Here is a 14801-nt window from a genome sequence, read left to right on the forward strand (position 1 = left end):
TGAACGTTCCTGTCAAGTCAGCCCCTTCCTGGTCGTGTTGCGGCATGGCGGAACAAGACACGGAGCCGCCGGCAAAGGTCCGCTTCAGGCGGTCCGCGACGGACCGACCTCAACCGACCTGTTCGACGATCCATTCCCTGAAGGCGAGGCTGATTGGGTTTTCACGCTTGCCCTCCGGAACGGCGAGATAGTAGCTGTTTTCGGTCTGCATCGGTCGGTCGAGAACGATCCGCAGCGTGCCTGCGGCAAGTTCCTGTTCGATCAGATAGCGAGGCAAAAGGGCAAAACCGAGACCTGCGGTTGCCGCCTCGATCACCATCGAGAACTGGTCGAACCGGTTGCCGCGGTAGGCGCCATGTCCGTCCACCCCGTTTATCTCGAACCATTGCGCCCAGAGCTTGGGACGTGTGGCGAGATGGAGCAGTGGGCCGCCGCCAATATCCTCCGGCGCCTCGACCGGATTGGTCTTGAGGAGTGAGGGACTGGCGGCCGGAACGATAACTTCGTTGCAAAGATAGCTGCAGGTTGCGCGCGCCCAGACCGGCTGGCCATAGTGGATCGCCAGATCGAAATTCTGCTCGTCGAAATCGAACGGTGCCGAGCGCGAGGCGATATTGATGACGGTGCCCGGATGACGCTTCAGGAAATCGGGCAGGCGCGGCACCAGCCAGCGGCTGCCGAAAGTCGGCAGCGATGCGATGGACAAAGTTGAATCAGCACGCGCCGAAGCCATGGCGCGCACCATTAGCTCCTCGGTCTGGTGCAGCAGCCGCCGAACCTCCGGCAGAAACTTCTGCCCGGCGTCGGAAAGGATGACCCGCTGGCGCACGCGTTCGAAGAGCAGGACGCCGAGCTGGGTTTCGAGGTCCTTGATCTGTCGGCTGACCGCGCTTTGCGTAAGGTTGAGCTCGGCCGCGGCCTGGGTGAAGCTGCCGTGGCGCGCGGCGCATTCGAAGGCCTGCAGCGTCGTCACGTCAGGAACCAGTCGTCGGCTTAACTTCATTCCAGCCTCGCATCAACATAGTCAGAAGCAGCGCGATCCAAGGCTGCGTCGTTCGGATATGATCAGAAATAAGAATGACCTTGTCCTTCACCCTTAGCGCGAGGCGAGCCACAGTGAAAGAAAATAGTTTCGTATCTGCCGACGAGATCCGCTCGGCTTTCTCTGCCGCCATGTCGCTCATGTACCGTGAAGAGGTTCCGGCCTATGGCACGCTCATGGAACTGGTGGCGAGGGTCAATGCCGATACGCTGGCGGTGGACGCGACGTTGAAGGGGCGCCTCGAGGCGACCGACTCGCTCGACCGCATCTCGGAGGAGCGCCACGGGGCGATTCGCCTTGGCACGCCGGCAGAACTCTCGATGATGCGCCGCGTCTTCGCCGTCATGGGCATGTATCCGGTCGGCTATTACGACCTTTCGACCGCCGGCGTGCCGGTCCATTCGACCGCCTTCCGGCCGGTCGGCGACGCCGCGTTGAAGCGTAATCCGTTCCGCGTCTTCACTTCGCTGCTGAGGCTCGACCTCGTTGCCGACGAGACCTTGCGTGCCGAGGCGGAAGCAATTCTGCGCGAGCGCCGGATCTTCACCCCCGGCGCGATCGAACTGACCGAGAAGGCCGAGCGCGACGGCGGGCTCGACAAGGACGATGCCGAGCGTTTCGTTGCCGAGGTGCTCGAAACCTTCCGCTGGCATGACAGGGCCAATGTCGGTGCCGATATGTACGAGCGCCTGCACGACGCGCACCGGCTGATCGCCGACGTCGTTTCCTTCAAGGGACCGCACATCAACCATCTGACGCCGCGCACGCTCGACATCGACAAGGTTCAGGCGCTGATGCCCGAATACGGCATTGCCCCGAAGGCCGTCGTCGAGGGCCCGCCGACGCGCAAGTGCGCGATCCTGTTGCGCCAGACATCGTTCAAGGCTCTGGAAGAAGCCGTCTGCTTCCGCGACACAGATGGCGGCTGGAAGGCCGGATCGCACACGGCCCGCTTCGGCGAGATCGAACAGCGCGGCATCGCGCTAACACCCAAGGGGCGCAGCCTCTACGACCGGCTGCTCGACGAATCGCGCAAGATCGTGCGGCCCGCTGCCGACGGCTCCAACGCGATGCAATACGAAGCAGCCCTTGCCCGGGCCTTCGAGGCCTTCCCCGACAGTTGGGCTGAGATCCGTGAAGCGGGGCTTGGCTATTTCAGCTATTCTCTCACTGAAAGGGGCCGGCGGACGAAGCTCGCCGGACGCCGCGACCTCGATACGCTGATCGCCGACAGCCTCGTTGAATTCGATCCGATCGTCTACGAGGACTTCCTTCCGGTCAGCGCCGCCGGTATCTTCCAGTCGAACCTCGGCGACGGCGCCCAGCAGGAATTCGTGGCAAGCCCGAACCAGAAGCGCTTCGAGGCCGACCTCGGCGTCGCCGTGCTCAACGAGTTCGATCACTATGCCGGTATCGAACAGGCATCGATTGAAAGCTGCCTTCAGGCGCTCTCGGCGGCGATGGCAGCGGAATGATACGCTGACGATGATTGACGAGCACCATATCGACGCGTTGACGAAGATCCTTGGCGACAAGGGCGTCGTCACGCGTCCGGAAGACATGCAAGCCTACGAGACCGGCGCGCGCTACGACCAGGGCTGTGCGGCCGTCGTGCTGCGCCCGTCGACAACGGCGGAGGTCTCGGCCGCGCTTGCCTATTGCGTCCGCAACGGCCTCGCGCTGATCCCGCAGTCCGGCAATACCGGCGTCGTGTCGGGATCGACGCCGGACAATACGGGCAGCGAGACCGTTCTCAGTCTCGATCGGCTGACGAGGCAGTTCGAACTCGACAGCGACAACCGCTCGGTGCGCGTCGATGCCGGCTTTCGGCTCTCCGATCTCAACCGGCGGCTGGAAGAACACGACCTGTTCTTCCCGATCGATCTCGGCGCCGATCCGCGCATCGGTGGCATGATCGCGACCAACACCGGCGGCTCGCGCTTCCTGAAATACGGCGACGTGCGTCGCAACACGCTGGGCCTGAAGGTTGTGCTCGCCGACGAGGACGGCACGATTCTCGACCTCGATTGCGACCTCCGCAAGAACAATACCGGCGTCGACTGGAAGCAGATCTTCATCGGGACCACCGGCGCCTTCGGCATCGTCACTGAATGCGTGCTGAACCTCGAGCGGGTGCCGAAACAGACGGCGACGGCTTTCCTCGTTCCTGCAAGCGGCGCCCATGTGCTGCCGCTGTTGAACGCGATGGAAGAGCGGCTTGGCGCCTACCTTTCGGCCTTCGAAGGCATGTCGAAGAACGCGATCGCAGCCACCTTCGCTCATGTGCCGTCGCTGAAAAATCCCTTCCAGGGCGGCAATGTCCCGGACTATGTGATCCTCGCGGAAATCTCCCGCACCTGGGCGCCGCGCGAGGGCGAACAGGCGCTCGACGCCGTTCTCGAAGGCGTGCTCGCCGAAATCTGGGAATCGGAAGAGGCGCCGCTCGCAGACGCCTTCGTCGGTCCCCCGCATGAGATCTGGGCGCTCCGCCACGCGCTTCCCGAAGGCGTAAAACATCTCGGCAAGTTGATCGCCTTCGATCTTTCGTTCCGCCGAGGTGATATCATGGCCTTCTGCGACCATATGAAGGTCGAGATGCGGGAGAAATTCCCAGGCGTCACTGTTTGCGATTTCGGCCATATCGGCGACGGCGGCGTGCACTTCAATCTTGTCGTGGCAACGGATAGCCCGCTACTGACCGAGGCGAGCTTCGAACAGCGCCTGCGCGAATGGGTCTTCACGGTCGCCGTGGAGCAATTTGGCGGCAGCTTCAGTGCCGAGCACGCGATCGGCCGGAGGAACCAGGCCTTCTACGATTTCTACACGCCGGAAAAACTGAAACGGATGGCCGGCGGCCTGAAAACACTTACATCGCCGGGAAAACTCGGCAGCGTGCGTTTCGGTTAAGCCCGCGGGATGAGCAAAAGTGTGAAGCGGTTTTCCGCCCGCATCCCGCGTAACCAATAAATGAGACAAAACGGGAGTCAGATCAAATGAACATTGCAACGAAGAAAGTCGACGTCGCCAAGGAGGCCGCCGCCCTCCTCGACAAGATGGGCGTCGCTCGCGAACTCTATGTCGGCGGCGACATGCCGTCCTTTAGCCCCGTCACCGGCGAACAGATCGCCAGCCTCAAGACCGTTTCTGCCGCCGAGGCCGCTGCCCGGATCGAGCGGGCCAACGAAGCCTTCCGTGCCTGGCGGCTCGTGCCGGCGCCGAAGCGCGGCGAGCTCGTCCGCCTGCTCGGCGAGGAGCTGCGCGCCTTCAAGGCCGATCTCGGCCGTCTGGTCTCGCTCGAAGCCGGCAAGATCCCGTCGGAAGGCCTGGGCGAAGTGCAGGAAATGATCGACATCTGCGATTTTGCCGTCGGTCTCTCCCGCCAGCTCTATGGCCTCACCATCGCCACCGAACGCCCGGGCCACCGCATGATGGAAACCTGGCATCCGCTCGGCGTCGTCGGCATCATCTCCGCCTTCAACTTCCCGGTCGCCGTCTGGTCCTGGAACGCAGCGCTGGCGCTTGTCTGCGGTAACGCCGTCGTCTGGAAGCCGTCGGAAAAGACGCCGCTCACCGCGCTTGCATCGCAGGCGATCCTTGAACGCGCCCTCGCCCGCTTCGGCGATGCGCCGGAAGGCCTGTCGCAGGTGCTGATCGGCGACCGCGCGATCGGCGAAGTGCTCGTCGATCATCCGAAGGTGCCGCTCGTTTCGGCGACCGGATCGACCCGCATGGGCCGCGAAGTCGGCCCGCGTCTTGCAAAGCGCTTTGCCCGCGCCATCCTCGAACTCGGCGGCAATAATGCCGGCATCGTCTGCCCGTCGGCCGATCTCGACATGGCGCTCCGCGCCATCGCCTTCGGCGCCATGGGCACCGCCGGCCAGCGCTGCACGACGCTGCGCCGCCTCTTCGTCCATGAAAGCGTCTACGACCAGCTGGTTCCTCGCCTGAAGAAGGCTTACACGTCGGTCTCCGTCGGCAACCCGCTGGAATCGACCGCGCTCGTCGGCCCGCTCGTCGACAAGGCCGCTTTCGACAACATGCAGAAGGCGATTACTGAAGCCAAGTCGCATGGCGGCGCCGTCACCGGCGGCGAACGCGTCGAACTCGGCCATGAGAACGGCTACTACGTGAAGCCGGCACTCGTCGAAATGCCGAAGCAGGCCGGCCCGGTTCTCGAAGAGACCTTCGCGCCGATCCTCTATGTCATGAAGTACAGCGACTTCGACGCCGCGCTGTCCGATCACAACGCAGTTGCAGCAGGCCTTTCGTCGTCGATCTTCACCCGCGACATGCAGGAATCGGAACGCTTCCTCGCAGCCGACGGTTCGGATTGCGGCATCGCCAACGTCAACATCGGCACTTCCGGTGCGGAAATCGGCGGTGCTTTCGGCGGCGAGAAGGAAACCGGCGGCGGCCGTGAATCCGGCTCCGACGCCTGGAAGGCCTATATGCGCCGGGCCACCAACACGGTGAACTATTCGAAGGCTCTGCCGCTGGCGCAGGGCGTCTCGTTCGATATCGATTAATTCGCGACATCGAATAATTGGGCATCGAATAGGGATCGGCCATGACCATCAATCCAACGGTGAAGGAGGCGGGCTTTCTGCCCGCCTCGCGGATCGCCTCGATCGGCGTTTCCGAAATCCTGAAGATCGGCGCCCGCGCCAACGCCATGAAGCGCGAAGGCAAGCCGGTAATCATCCTCGGTGCCGGCGAGCCGGACTTCGACACGCCGGACCACGTCAAGCAAGCGGCCTGGGACGCGATCCAGCGCGGCGAGACGAAGTATACGGCACTCGACGGCACGCCGGAATTGAAGAAGGCGATCCGCGAAAAGTTCCAGCGCGAGAACGGCCTCGCCTACGAGCTGGACGAGATAACGGTTGCGACCGGCGCCAAGCAGATCCTCTTCAACGCCATGATGGCGACGATCGATCCCGGCGACGAGGTGATCATCCCGACGCCCTACTGGACCTCCTATTCGGACATCGTCCAGATCTGCGAAGGCAAGCCGGTGCTGATCGCCTGCGATGCATCGTCGGGTTTTCGCCTGAGCGCTGAAAAACTCGAGGCGGCGATCACGCCGAAGACGCGTTGGGTGTTGCTCAACTCGCCCTCGAACCCGTCCGGTGCCGCCTATAGCGCTGCCGACTACCGGCCGCTGCTCGAAGTGCTGCTCAAGCATCCTCACGTCTGGCTGCTGGTCGACGACATGTACGAGCACATCGTCTATGACGGCTTCCGCTTTGTCACTCCGGCCCAGATCGAGCCTCGGCTAAAGGACCGTACACTCACTGTCAACGGCGTGTCGAAGGCCTATGCGATGACCGGCTGGCGGATCGGCTATGCCGGCGGACCGCGCGACCTTATCAAGGCAATGGCCGTCGTGCAGAGCCAGGCGACCTCCTGCCCCTCCTCGGTGAGCCAGGCGGCTTCTGTTGCGGCGCTGACCGGCCCGCAGGAGTTCCTGAAGGAGCGCACCGCGAGCTTTCAGCGCCGCCGAGACCTCGTGGTCAGCGGCTTGAACGGCATCGAAGGTCTCGATTGCCGTGTTCCGGAAGGTGCCTTCTACACTTTCTCTGGCTGCGCCGGCATGCTCGGCAAGGTGACGCCATCGGGCAAGACGATCGAAACCGATACGGACTTCTGTGCCTATCTGCTCGACTACGCCCATGTCGCCGTCGTTCCCGGCTCCGCCTTCGGCCTTTCGCCCTTCTTCCGCATCTCCTATGCGACCTCGGAAGCGGAGCTCAAGGAAGCGCTGGAGCGCATCGCCGCCGCCTGCGCGCGGCTGTCTTGAGAGGCTCCTGCGCCTCTGCTTCTCGTCTCAAATGCCCCTCACCCTAGCCCTCTCCCCGCACAGGCGGGGAGAGGGAACTGACCAGCCGCCGCGAGTCCCTTCGCCCCGCTTGCGGGGAGAAGGTGGCCGGCAGGCCGGATGAGGGGCATTCTCACCGCAGCGCCCCCTTCTCAAAACGTCGGCGGCGTACAGGCGCTGATCACTTCGCACGACACCGGCCCGATACAGCGAAAGCGATGTGGCCGGCGGCTTTCGAAATAGTAGGCGTCGCCCGGCCCGAGGATGCGCCGCTCGTCATCGACGGTGACCTCCAGGCGCCCGGAAAGCACGATTCCGCCCTCCTCACCCTCATGCACCAGCGGCACCTTGCCGGTGTCCGCCCCTGGCTGGTAACACTCCTTCAGGATCTGCAGGCTGCGGCCGAAGAGATTGTCACCGATCTGGCGATAGGAGATCGGCCCTTTGCCGATCTCCACCAACTCCTCCGCCGCGTAGAAGGCCTTGCGCGGCTTTTCCGGTTCGAAGGAGAAGAACTCCGCAAGCCCGATCGGAATGCCGTCGAGAATGCGCTTCAAGGCGCCGACCGACGGGTTCGAGGCATTCGACTCGATCAGCGAAATGGTGGAGTTCGTGACGCCCGCTCTCTTGGCCAGTTCGCGCTGGGACAGATTGTGCATCAGCCGCACATGGCGGAGCCGGTTGCCGATATCGACACTCATCTGAGCTTCCGTGTTGATGTTGTTCGGAATATCGAAACTCTAGCAAACAGTTTCTATGAAATACAACGGCTTAGCTGAGCGAAGAAAAGGACTTGTTCGGCAAATGAAATCATGGCGTCAATCGCGAACTCGACAGGAGGATGCCATGGACGCCCACAACAAGCCCAACGCCCCGGTACTCGACAGCTACTGGATGCCCTTCACCGCCAACCGCCAGTTCAAGGCGGCACCCCGTCTGCTCGCGAGCGCCGAGGGCATGCACTATACCAGCGTCGACGGCCGGACGATCCTCGACGGCACCGCCGGCCTCTGGTGCGTCAATGCCGGCCATGGCCGCCGCCAGATCGCCGCCGCGGTCGAGCGCCAGCTCTCGGTGATGGATTTCGCCCCCTCCTTCCAGATGGGTCACCCGATCGCCTTCGATTTCGCCGAGCGGCTCGCTGAAATCGCGCCCGGCCCGACCGGCGCCAAGCTCGACCGGGTGTTCTTCACCGGCTCCGGCTCGGAATCGGTCGACACGGCGCTGAAGATTGCGCTTGCCTACCAGCGCTCGATCGGCCAGGGCACGCGCACCCGGCTCATCGGCCGCGAGCGCGGCTATCACGGCGTCGGCTTCGGCGGCATCTCCGTCGGCGGCATCGTCAACAACCGCCGCGTCTTCCCGCAACTCCCGGGCTCCGACCATCTGCGCCACACCCATGACCCGGCGAAGAACGCCTTCGTCAAGGGCCAACCCGAACATGGCGCGGAACTCGCCGACGATCTCGAACGGCTGGTGGCGCTGCACGGCGCGGAAACGATCGCCGCCTGCATCGTCGAACCGGTCGCCGGCTCGACCGGCGTGCTGATCCCGCCGAAGGGTTATCTCGAGCGGCTGCGCGCGATCTGCGACAAGCACGGCATTCTCCTGATCTTCGACGAAGTGATCACCGGCTTCGGCCGCCTCGGCTCCGCCTTCGCGACCGACTATTTCGGCGTTACGCCGGATCTCGTCACCACCGCCAAGGGCCTCACCAACGGTGCCATCCCGATGGGCGCGGTGTTTGCGAGCCGCAAGGTGCACGACGAGTTGATGCACGGGCCGGAGGGCCAGATCGAGCTTTTCCACGGCTACACCTATTCCGGCCATCCAGCCGCCTGCGCCGCTGGCATCGCGACGCTCGACATCTACCGCGACGAGGGCCTGATGACCCGCGCCGCCGAGTTGCAGGAAGACTGGCACGAAGCGATGCATTCGCTGAAGGGTCTGCCGCATGTCATCGACATCCGCACCATCGGCCTCATCGCCGGCATCGAACTCAAATCGCGCGACGGCGCGCCCGGCGCACGGGCCTATGACGTCTTCGTCGATTGCTTCGAAAGGGGCCTGCTTATCCGCGTCACCGGCGACATCATCGCCTTCTCGCCGCCGCTGATCGCCGAAAAGAAGCATTTCGGCGAGATCGTGTCGACACTCGCGGACGCGCTAAAGCGGGTGAAGTAGCGGTTCCGATTATCGGGAGATAAGACCCCTCCCATAGGTGGGAGGGGTTGGGAGGGGCGTTCACGCGCCGTCCCAAATGTGGCGCCCATCCGCTTTTGTCGAAGCGGCTCACCGTATCAGCATTGCCCTGAAATCGTTGACGTTCGTCCCGGTCGGGCCGGGCACGAAGAGGTCATCGCTCGCCGCAAAGGCCGACCAGGCATCATGGCGGGCGAGATGTGCGCGAGGATCGACGCCCGCTGCTCGCATCCGGGCGACACTCGCCCCGTCGGCAAAGGCACCGGCATTCTCCTCGGAGCCGTCGATGCCATCGGTGTCGGCGGCAAGCGCATCGATGCCGGTAACACCGTCGATGTCGAGCGCCAGCGACAACAGGAATTCGCTGTTGCGTCCGCCCTTGCCGTAGCTGTTGCCGGAAATCGTCACCGTCGTCTCGCCGCCGGAGAGCAGAACGACAGGCTTTGCGAAGGGTCGATTTCGCAACGCCACCTCGCGCGCAAGCGCCGCATGCATGCGGCCGATGTCGCGGGCTTCACCCTCGATTGCATCCGAGAGGATTACGGCCTCAATGCCGAGTTCCCGCGCCTGCGCCGCTGCCGCCTCCAGCGAGACGCTCGCCGAGGCGATCACATGAACTTCGTTGCCAGCAAAAACGGGGTCGTCGGGCCCGGGCGCCCGCGCGGCATCCGACGCGAGATGCCCCATCACACGCTCGGGCAGCGCCATGGCGTAACGCGCGACGATCTCGCGCGCCTCTTCGAGGCTCGACCGATCCGGCACCGTCGGGCCGGAGGCGACGAAGGCGGGATTGTCGCCTGGCACGTCGGAAACGACGAGGCTGACGACGCGGGCGGGCGATGCGGCAAGTGCGAGCCGGCCGCCCTTGATGCGCGACACGTGTTTTCGGACAACATTCATCGCCGAGATCGGCGCTCCGGAGGCGAGCAGCGCCCGGTTGACCGCGATCTCGTCTTCGAGTGTCAGCCCGTTTGGTGGCGCCGGCAACAGCGCCGAGCCGCCGCCGGAAACCAGCGCCACGACGAGATCATCCGCCGTCAGTCCCTCGACCAGTTCGAGAAGCGCGGATGATGCGGCAAGCCCGGCCTCGTCCGGCACCGGATGCGCCGATTGCAGCACCTTGATGCGCTCGCATTTTTCGACCGGTCCATGGCGGGCGACGACGGCACCCGTGAGCGGCGCGTCCCAGAGCCGCTCGAAGGCGGCCGCCATCTGGCTTGCGGCCTTGCCGGCGCCGACGACGATCGTACGCCCCTTCGGCCTCTCGGGCAGGTGGGCACGAATGGCGGCTTCAGGATCGGCCGCCAGCACGGCAGCTTCGAAGAGGGCGGTCAGGAAGGAGCGCGGCTCGATCGATGTCATGGAGTCAGTCCGGGAGTTCGAGATCATAGACGAAGACACCTTGTACGCCGCCTTGCGCCGCCGCAACGATTTTTGCGCCGGTCTTTTGATGTTCTGCGTCGTCGAGATAGGCGTCGCGCGCCGCGGCATCGGCGAAATCGGCGATGAAGCCCTCGCCGTACCCTTTGTCCATGCCGGTTTCCGGGCTGACATTCACACCGATGTGCACGGCGAGAAAGCCCGGCAGGCGGTCTCTCAGCGCAGCGATCTCGGCGTGGATCGCCTCCCTCTCGGCATTCGTCACCTCTGGACGGAAGCGGATGAAAACGCAATGTCGAATCATCTGGCGTCCCTCTAACGAACGTCGGCTCGGGCACGCGCGCGGGTGTCGTTGCGCTCGTGCTGGAAGATCGCGGGCGGCAGCGCCGGCAGGCCGCGGATGATATCCGCCCCCTTCTCGCCCATCATGATCGTCGGCCCGTTGGTGTTGCAGGACGGCACGCGCGGCATCACCGAACTGTCGCAGACCCGCAAGCCGTCGAGCCCGCGCACCTTAAGCTCCAGATCGACCACCGCCATCTCGTCCGTACCCATCTTGCACGTACCGACCGGATGGTGATCGGTCTTGGCATTGGCGCAACCATATTCGAAGAGCTGCTCTTCCGTCCCGATATTGTTACCCGGCAAACGTTCGGCAAGCACATAGGGCTTCAGCGCGGCCTGCTGCATGATTTCGCGGGCGATCCGCAGCCCTTCGAGCGACATCCTGCGGTCGTGCGGATCCTCCCAATAGTTCGGATCAATGAGCGGAGCCGCGGCCGGGTCAGCGGAGGAAAGCCGGACAGTGCCGCGCGAGCGGGGGTGCAGATAGGCGGAATTAAGCGTTACGCCGGCGTTCTTGAGGCGCGCGACGCCGGCCTCGATGCCGGAGCCGAGACCGAGATGGAACTGGATGTCCGGTGAGCGCGCGTCGGGATCGGCATACCAGAAACCGCCGGTCTCGAAGAGCGAGGAGGCAACGGGGCCGGTGCGGAAAAGCACATATTGCAGGCCCGCCCAGAGCGTGCGGTGCAGCTTGGCGACATTGTCATAGGTGTGGTCGCCGGTGCATTCGGAGATGACGAAGAGATCAAGATGATCCTGCAGATTGCCGCCGACGCCAGGCAGATCATGGCGAACGTCGACGCCGACCGCGCGCAGATGATCGGCAGGACCGATACCGGATTGCAGCAGCAGTTTCGGCGATCCGATCGCGCCCGACGTGACGAGCACCTCGTGGTCGGCGCGGATGGTTTCGTTCCCCTTGGACGTCACCACTTCGACGCCGACCGCCCGCTGGCCCTCGATCACGATGCGGGCGACGCGGGCACCGGTGCGCACCGTCAGGTTCCGGCGATCCTTGATTGGCGAGAGATAGGCAAGCGACGCGGAGGAACGACGCCGGTTGCGCTGGGTTAGCTGATAGAAGCCGACGCCCGCCTGCTGCTTGCCATTGAAGTCGTGGTTGTAGGGAATGCCTAGTTCCTGGCCGGCGCGGATATAGGCGTCGCAGATCGGCAGCGCCGAGACCGGCATCGAGACACCGAGCGGCCCGCCATAGGAATGATAATCGTCGGCAAAGCGCTGATTGTCCTCGGCCCGCTTGAAATAGGGCAGCACGCTTCGGTAGTCCCAACCGCTGCAGCCGTCTTCGCGCGCCCAGAGATCATAATCGGCGGCGTTGCCGCGGGTATAGAGCTGCGCATTGATCGAGGAGCCGCCGCCGATCACCTTCGCCTGGGTGTAGCGCAGTACCCTGCCCTTCATGTGCTTCTGCGGCACCGTGTGCCAGCCCCAGCTCGCAACCCCCTTGGTCATCTTGGCGAAGCCGGCTGGCATGTGGAACAACGGGTTCCAGTCGCCGCCGCCCGCTTCGAGCAGCAGCACCTTGACCGTCGGGTCCTCGCTCAATCGGTTGGCGAGCACGCAGCCCGCCGGACCGGCACCGGTGATGATGTAGTCGTATGTCATTCGCTGTTTTCCTCCAGCGCCTGTGATTTGGATCGTTCCAAATAACCGGCGCACCAAACTCCGCTAGGCTTTCGTGCGAGGTATTTCCCCGTCCCGGCTGCTTCAAAGACGGCTGATCGAAAGGCCGCCATCGGCCTGGATGACCGAGCCCGTGGCGAAACCGAATTGCCCGCCGGCGAGCCCGGCGACGATCTTGCCGATATCGTCGGGCTCTCCCCATCGCCGCATCGGCACCAGCCCATCGGCAATCAGCGTGTCGTATTTGCCGGAAACGGTCGCGGTCATGTCCGAGCGAATGATGCCCGGCCGAACTTCGAAGACCGAGATACCGGTCTCGGCCAGTCTCAGCGCCAGGCCCTGGCTGAAAGCGGCAAGCCCCGCCTTGCTCATGCAGTAGTCGAGCCGCTCCGGCGAGGTCATCGCCGCGGAGACCGAGGTGATGTTGATGATCGAGCGGAGCGCTATCGCCTGCGTCGGAAGCATCGCCTTCAGCACTGCCTGGGTGAAAAAAACCGTGCCGCGCAGGTTGATGCCGACGATGGTGTCGAAGTTCTCCGATTTCAAATCGAGGAAATCGCCGCGCACGACGGAAGCGATTCCGGCATTGTTGACGAGGCAATCGATCTTGCCGAACGCCTCGGTTACCGCGGCCACGGTTGCCTGGTGGGTGGCAAGGTCCGCGAGATCCGCCTGGAGAAAGATCGCACGGGCACCAAAAGTGCCGAGCTCTGCGAGTACCGGCGCCACGCCGTCGGCATCACCGATGCCCGTGATGGCGATGTCGAAACCTGCTGCCGCCAGCGCCCGGGCAATGCCGAGGCCGATGCCGCGGCGGCCGCCGGTGACGATCGCGACGGGACGTGCTTTCTCCGTCATGACCGAAGATCCTCTTTAGCAATGTGATCAGCGACGCGGAGCGCCTGCGCCGCCACGGTCAGCGCCGGGTTTACCGCCGCCGAAGTCGGCAGGAAGCCGGCATCGACGACGAAGAGGTTCGGATGATCGAAGGCGCGGCAATAGACATCGAGCGGCGACCCGTTCGGGTCCTTGCCGATCCTGACGGTGCCGCATTGATGGGACGGTGTGCGCTTATCGAAGGCGCGGGCAAGGACGACCGGAAAGCCGGCCTTTCGCAGCACCGCCTTCAATTTGGCAACGAGATCGAGATGGGCCTGCCAATTGGTGCGCACCCACTGGAGCACGACGCGATCGCCGTCGACCATGACCCGGCTATCCGGCGACGGCAGGTCCTCGCTCATGGCATAGAAGTCTATGCCGCGAGCCGAGACCTGATTGAGGAGCCATTCCGGCACCGTCGGCATGTTCGCCTTCAGGATCGCGCCCGACACCCGGCCGAGAAGCTGGATGTTGCCGAGCGGCGGCCCGCCCGCCCCGTCCGACAGATAAAAGTCGTTGAGGCCGAAGGTCTTCTGGTAGATGGAATCGTTGCGGTACCAGGGGCTGAGCGCTATCACCGCACTCGAGTTGTGGTTCATGAAATTGCGGCCGACCTGGTCGGACCGATTCGCGAGCCCTGCGGGATTGCGGCCGTCGGCCGACCGCAACAACAGCACTGCCGATTGCACGGCCCCGGCAGAGAGGATGACCAGCCTCGGCGAAACGCTCCGCTCCTCGCCGTCCTTGACATAGTGAACAGTCTCGATCGCCTTGCCGTCCGAGGCGGTCGCAAGCCGCGTCACGCGCGAACCGGTTTGCAGCCGGACATTCGGATATTCGAGCGCCACGGTCAGTGCCGCCGTTTCCGCATCCATCTTGCCGTCGAAGCTGTTCGGGTGCGCGTCCCAGGGCGTCTTGCCCTTGGCAAGCCAGCGGTCGATGTCAATGCCGAGCGGCAGCGAATAGGGATTGAGCCCGATCTCCGCCAGGCGCTTGCGAACCTTGGCGATCGCCGGTTCGTCCGGCACCGGACCATGAGGATAGTCGCGCGAGTGCGCGGGCTCGGTCGGGTCCTCTCCAAGCGTGCCGCGCACCTGATAGAGCGCCTCCGCCTTGGAATACCAGGGCTCCAGCTCTTCGTAAGGAAACGGCCAGGCCGGCGAAACGCCGTCGAGATGCTGCATCTCCTCGAAATCCTCACGGCGATAGCGTGTCAGCACCGCACCGTAGAATTTCGAGTTGCCCCCGACATTGTAATAGTTGCCGGGGTTGAAGCCGACGCCGCCCGCTTCGTACCAGGTCTCCTTCGGCCGGAAATGGCCGCGCTGGAAGATCGCCCGCTGGTCACGGTTTTCCGGACGGTCCTCGATGTGAACGCCCGCCTCGAGGATCAGGATCTCGGCCCCCGACGGGGCGAGGCCCGCCGCGATGGTCGCACCGCCAATCCCCGACCCGATGATGACGATATCCGGCTCAGCACGCATGGCCATG

General features: G+C 64.1%; 12 protein-coding genes. 5 read left to right on the forward strand and 7 right to left on the reverse strand.

Annotated features, from left to right (window positions below; genetic code table 11):
* Nucleotides 1-109: 109 nt before the first annotated feature.
* Nucleotides 110-1003: a LysR family transcriptional regulator gene (locus QN222_RS15800; protein WP_283960891.1), complete on the reverse strand. Its 894-nt coding sequence runs from the start codon at nucleotides 1001-1003 to the stop codon at nucleotides 110-112.
* A 113-nt stretch (nucleotides 1004-1116) separates the two neighbouring features.
* Between QN222_RS15800 and QN222_RS15805 the strand changes: the two genes are divergently transcribed.
* From QN222_RS15805 to QN222_RS15820, 4 genes are all read left to right on the forward strand, one after another.
* Nucleotides 1117-2517, forward strand: a complete 1401-nt coding sequence (locus QN222_RS15805; RefSeq protein WP_283960890.1) for a VOC family protein — start codon at nucleotides 1117-1119, stop codon at nucleotides 2515-2517.
* A gap of 10 nt (nucleotides 2518-2527) precedes the next feature.
* Nucleotides 2528-3949: an FAD-binding oxidoreductase gene (locus QN222_RS15810; RefSeq protein ID WP_283960889.1), complete on the forward strand. Its 1422-nt coding sequence runs from the start codon at nucleotides 2528-2530 to the stop codon at nucleotides 3947-3949.
* A gap of 86 nt (nucleotides 3950-4035) precedes the next feature.
* Nucleotides 4036-5568 (forward strand): aldehyde dehydrogenase family protein, encoded by a 1533-nt coding sequence (locus tag QN222_RS15815; protein WP_283960888.1) that lies wholly within the window; start codon nucleotides 4036-4038, stop codon nucleotides 5566-5568.
* Nucleotides 5569-5609: 41 nt separating this feature from the next.
* Complete coding sequence (locus QN222_RS15820) at nucleotides 5610-6842, forward strand: pyridoxal phosphate-dependent aminotransferase (RefSeq protein ID WP_283960887.1); 1233 nt, start codon at nucleotides 5610-5612, stop codon at nucleotides 6840-6842.
* Nucleotides 6843-7012: 170 nt separating this feature from the next.
* Here QN222_RS15820 and QN222_RS15825 read toward each other — a convergent pair whose 3' ends face one another.
* Nucleotides 7013-7561, reverse strand: a complete 549-nt coding sequence (locus QN222_RS15825; protein ID WP_283960886.1) for a cupin domain-containing protein — start codon at nucleotides 7559-7561, stop codon at nucleotides 7013-7015.
* A 145-nt stretch (nucleotides 7562-7706) separates the two neighbouring features.
* Between QN222_RS15825 and QN222_RS15830 the strand changes: the two genes are divergently transcribed.
* Nucleotides 7707-9044 (forward strand): aspartate aminotransferase family protein, encoded by a 1338-nt coding sequence (locus QN222_RS15830; protein ID WP_283960885.1) that lies wholly within the window; start codon nucleotides 7707-7709, stop codon nucleotides 9042-9044.
* A gap of 108 nt (nucleotides 9045-9152) precedes the next feature.
* Here QN222_RS15830 and QN222_RS15835 read toward each other — a convergent pair whose 3' ends face one another.
* The 5 genes from QN222_RS15835 to QN222_RS15855 form a co-directional block, all read right to left on the reverse strand.
* Complete coding sequence (locus QN222_RS15835; protein ID WP_283960884.1) at nucleotides 9153-10424, reverse strand: glycerate kinase; 1272 nt, start codon at nucleotides 10422-10424, stop codon at nucleotides 9153-9155.
* Between the two features lie 4 nt (nucleotides 10425-10428).
* Nucleotides 10429-10746 (reverse strand): Dabb family protein, encoded by a 318-nt coding sequence (locus tag QN222_RS15840; protein ID WP_283960883.1) that lies wholly within the window; start codon nucleotides 10744-10746, stop codon nucleotides 10429-10431.
* An 11-nt stretch (nucleotides 10747-10757) separates the two neighbouring features.
* Nucleotides 10758-12413 carry a GMC family oxidoreductase gene (locus QN222_RS15845; RefSeq protein ID WP_283960882.1) on the reverse strand — a complete coding sequence of 552 codons (1656 nt, stop codon included), beginning with the start codon at nucleotides 12411-12413 and terminating at the stop codon, nucleotides 10758-10760.
* Nucleotides 12414-12515: 102 nt separating this feature from the next.
* The gene (locus QN222_RS15850) at nucleotides 12516-13289 is read right to left on the reverse strand and encodes a 3-ketoacyl-ACP reductase (protein ID WP_283960881.1); all 774 of its coding nucleotides are present in this window, start codon (nucleotides 13287-13289) and stop codon (nucleotides 12516-12518) included.
* Nucleotides 13286-14794 (reverse strand): GMC family oxidoreductase, encoded by a 1509-nt coding sequence (locus tag QN222_RS15855; RefSeq protein WP_283960951.1) that lies wholly within the window; start codon nucleotides 14792-14794, stop codon nucleotides 13286-13288. Before QN222_RS15855 ends, QN222_RS15850 begins: the two co-directional genes overlap by 4 nt.
* Between the last annotated feature and the right edge of the window lie 7 nt (nucleotides 14795-14801).

Origin of the sequence: Sinorhizobium sp. 6-70, from assembly GCF_030124375.1 — a bacterium.
Lineage (GTDB): Bacteria > Pseudomonadota > Alphaproteobacteria > Rhizobiales > Rhizobiaceae > Sinorhizobium.

Bases quoted from the DNA above. Each gene is read 5' to 3' on its own strand.
- QN222_RS15840 (WP_283960883.1), bottom strand. From the start codon at position 10,746: ATGATTCGACATTGCGTTTTCATCCGCTTCCGTCCAGAGGTGACGAAT.
- QN222_RS15820 (WP_283960887.1), top strand. From the start codon at position 5,610: ATGACCATCAATCCAACGGTGAAGGAGGCGGGCTTTCTGCCCGCCTCG.
- QN222_RS15830 (WP_283960885.1), top strand. From the start codon at position 7,707: ATGGACGCCCACAACAAGCCCAACGCCCCGGTACTCGACAGCTACTGG.
- QN222_RS15850 (WP_283960881.1), bottom strand. From the start codon at position 13,289: ATGACGGAGAAAGCACGTCCCGTCGCGATCGTCACCGGCGGCCGCCGC.
- QN222_RS15845 (WP_283960882.1), bottom strand. From the start codon at position 12,413: ATGACATACGACTACATCATCACCGGTGCCGGTCCGGCGGGCTGCGTG.
- QN222_RS15825 (WP_283960886.1), bottom strand. From the start codon at position 7,561: ATGAGTGTCGATATCGGCAACCGGCTCCGCCATGTGCGGCTGATGCAC.
- QN222_RS15835 (WP_283960884.1), bottom strand. From the start codon at position 10,424: ATGACATCGATCGAGCCGCGCTCCTTCCTGACCGCCCTCTTCGAAGCT.
- QN222_RS15815 (WP_283960888.1), top strand. From the start codon at position 4,036: ATGAACATTGCAACGAAGAAAGTCGACGTCGCCAAGGAGGCCGCCGCC.
- QN222_RS15800 (WP_283960891.1), bottom strand. From the start codon at position 1,003: ATGAAGTTAAGCCGACGACTGGTTCCTGACGTGACGACGCTGCAGGCC.
- QN222_RS15810 (WP_283960889.1), top strand. From the start codon at position 2,528: ATGATTGACGAGCACCATATCGACGCGTTGACGAAGATCCTTGGCGAC.
- QN222_RS15855 (WP_283960951.1), bottom strand. From the start codon at position 14,794: ATGCGTGCTGAGCCGGATATCGTCATCATCGGGTCGGGGATTGGCGGT.